2 protein-coding genes and 1 riboswitch are annotated in these 1,426 nt (G+C 35.4%); both genes read left to right on the top strand.

All coding sequences use genetic code 11. The features are described 5' to 3' along the window. The first annotated feature begins 254 nt into the window (after positions 1–254). A riboswitch (Fluoride riboswitch) is annotated at positions 255–322 on the top strand. A gap of 116 nt (positions 323–438) precedes the next feature. Continuing rightward, the gene (gene crcB, locus MTX11_RS16435) at positions 439–819 is read left to right on the top strand and encodes a fluoride efflux transporter CrcB (protein WP_005225409.1); all 381 of its coding nucleotides are present in this window, start codon (positions 439–441) and stop codon (positions 817–819) included. A 26-nt stretch (positions 820–845) separates the two neighbouring features. After that, positions 846–1,370, top strand: a complete 525-nt coding sequence (ppa, locus tag MTX11_RS16430) for an inorganic diphosphatase (RefSeq protein WP_005225406.1) — start codon at positions 846–848, stop codon at positions 1,368–1,370. The last annotated feature ends 56 nt before the right edge of the window (positions 1,371–1,426 follow it).

Here is a 1,426-nt window from a genome sequence, read left to right as displayed (position 1 = left end):
TTTTTGATCGTCAATACTTCCGTAGAGACTTTATTAAAAATCTTGAAATTAAACATACAGGTGCTCTTTATCAATATTGTAGCGGCCCGACTACAACAAACACCTGCCTCAGCTTAGCTGGACACCCTTTCCAAAAAGATTATAGAAAAAATGAAAAGTTTCAAGTTTTACTAAACTAAAGATAAAAAAGTATCAAACTTACGTATTTTAATAATAGAAGGTTGTTGAATTAGCTAATCAATTTTTAAATAATAGTACTCAAAGGAGATGGCTATCCTCCTTACACAAACCGCCAATTCTGGCTGATGATACCTACGTTTCCCTCAAGCAGGGTACGTAGTCGCGTGCTCTGCTTTTACAAAATGGAGCTACGCTATGTTTTCCCGTCATAAAGTTCTTTATTTATATATCTTTTGCTGCTCATAACTAGGAGCAGACATGTATCTTTCTCTTTTATCAATTGCTCTCGGTTCTGTAATCGGTGCCTGGCTTCGTTGGGGCATAAGTCTAAGATTTAATAGCGTATTTGAAAATATTCCTTTCGGGACAGTGATTGTTAACTTAATCGGTGCTTTTATTATTGGATTAGCTGTATCATTTTTTTCAAATAGCTCAATAAGCCCTAATTATAAGTTATTCGTTGTGACAGGCTTCTGCGGTGCTTTAACGACCTTTTCAACATTTTCAGTTGAAATTGTTGCGTTGCTACAAGCTTCAAAGTTTGAATATGCTATCTCAACAATAGCCATCCATGTAATAGGTTCATTAATCTTTACAGTACTAGGAATACTTTCCTATCAATTTTTCACTAATCATTAATAATCTAAATATTAGAAGGTAAAACAATGAGTTTTAAAAATGTTAAAGCAGGTACTAATCCACCAGATGACTTTAATAGCATCATCGAAATCCCGGCAAATGCTAAACCCATCAAGTATGAAGTGAATAAAGAATATGATGCTTTATTGGTTGATCGCTTTCTAAGTACAGCAATGTCATATCCGTACAATTACGGTTATATTCCTCAAACATTAAGCGAGGATGGTGATCCCTTAGATGTATTTGTAATAGCTCCCCATGCGGTTGCTGTAGGATCAGTAATTCGCAGCAGACCTGTCGGAGTCATGTATATGGAAGATGAAGCCGGTATTGATGCAAAGATCATTGCTGTACCTCATTCTAAGCTCACACCTCTATATAACAATGTTGAAGATCTGAGCGACCTCCCTCAGCTTCAATTAGATCAAATGAAACATTTCTTTGAACATTATAAAGACTTGGAAAAAGGTAAATGGATGAAATTTAATGGTTGGGGCAATGTAGAAGAAGCCAGACAGGAGATTCTAAAATCTATCCAAGCATACAAATAATTTAGATAAAAGGGACCCAAATCTGAGGTCCCTTTTTATGCTATTTAACATAATGG

The sequence above is a fragment of the Acinetobacter lwoffii genome, from assembly GCF_022809915.1.
Classification (GTDB): domain Bacteria; phylum Pseudomonadota; class Gammaproteobacteria; order Pseudomonadales; family Moraxellaceae; genus Acinetobacter; species Acinetobacter lwoffii_M.
This window is presented reverse-complemented; position numbering and strand designations above follow the sequence as displayed.